Source organism: Deinococcus humi, from assembly GCF_014201875.1.
In the GTDB taxonomy this organism is placed as follows: Bacteria; Deinococcota; Deinococci; order Deinococcales; family Deinococcaceae; genus Deinococcus; species Deinococcus humi.
Map to the genome: position 1 here is coordinate 1 of NZ_JACHFL010000059.1, position 1,222 is coordinate 1,222.

Genomic DNA, 1,222 nt, shown 5'->3' on the forward strand with positions numbered 1-1,222 from the left:
GAACATGGCAAAAGGAACGTTTGAGCGCACGAAGCCGCACGTGAACATCGGGACCATCGGTCACGTGGACCACGGCAAGACCACCCTGACCGCCGCCATTACCTTCACGGCCGCCGCCATGGACCCCACCATCGAAACGATGGACTACAACCAGATCGACAAGGCCCCTGAAGAAAAGGCCCGCGGCATCACCATCAACACCTCCCACGTCGAGTACCAGACCCCCACCCGTCACTACTCCCACGTGGACTGCCCCGGTCACGCCGACTACGTCAAGAACATGATCACCGGCGCAGCCCAGATGGACGGCGCCATCCTGGTCGTCAGCTCCGCTGACGGCCCCATGCCCCAGACCCGCGAGCACATCCTGCTCGCCCGTCAGGTGGGTGTGCCCTACATCGTCGTCTTCATGAACAAGGTGGACATGGTCGACGACGAGGAACTGCTCGAGCTCGTCGAGATGGAAGTGCGCGAGCTGCTCGGCAAGTACGAGTTCCCTGGCGACGATCTGCCGGTGGTCAAGGGCAGCGCGCTGCAGGCCCTCGAAGCCCTGCAGAAGAACCCCAAGACCGCCCGCGGCGAAGACAAGTGGGTCGACAACATCTGGGAACTGCTGGATGCCGTGGACAGCTACATCCCCACCCCCGAGCGTGACACCGACAAGGCTTTCCTGATGCCCGTCGAAGACGTCTTCACCATCACCGGCCGCGGCACCGTCGCCACCGGCCGTGTCGAGCGCGGCATCGTCAAGATCCAGGACGAAGTCGAGATCGTGGGTCTGCGCGACACCAAGAAGACCACCGTGACCGGCGTGGAAATGCACCGCAAGCTGCTCGACTCCGGCATGGCCGGCGACAACGTCGGCGTGCTGCTGCGTGGCGTGGCACGTGACGACGTGGAACGTGGTCAGGTGCTGTCCAAGCCCGGCAGCATCAAGCCGCACACCAAGTTCGAGGCCAGCACCTACGTGCTGTCCAAGGACGAGGGTGGCCGTCACAGCGCGTTCTTCGGCGGCTACCGCCCGCAGTTCTACTTCCGCACGACGGACGTGACCGGCGTGGTGGAACTGCCCGAAGGCGTGGAAATGGTGATGCCCGGTGACAACATCACGTTCACCGTCGAACTGATCAAGCCCATCGCCATGGAAGAAGGCCTGCGTTTCGCCATCCGTGAAGGCGGCCGCACCGTCGGCGCCGGCGTTGTCACCAAGGTCCTGGAGTAA

1 protein-coding gene is annotated in these 1,222 nt (G+C 63.7%); it reads left to right on the plus strand.

Annotated features, from left to right (window positions below; translation table 11 throughout):
* Positions 1–4 precede the first annotated feature (4 nt).
* Positions 5–1,222 carry an elongation factor Tu gene (tuf, locus tag HNQ08_RS27050; RefSeq protein ID WP_184138566.1) on the plus strand — a complete coding sequence of 406 codons (1,218 nt, stop codon included), beginning with the start codon at positions 5–7 and terminating at the stop codon, positions 1,220–1,222.

What these genes read in the sequence shown, in the direction of transcription:
- tuf (WP_184138566.1), top strand. Translation starts at nt 5, where the DNA reads ATGGCAAAAGGAACGTTTGAGCGCACGAAGCCGCACGTGAACATCGGG.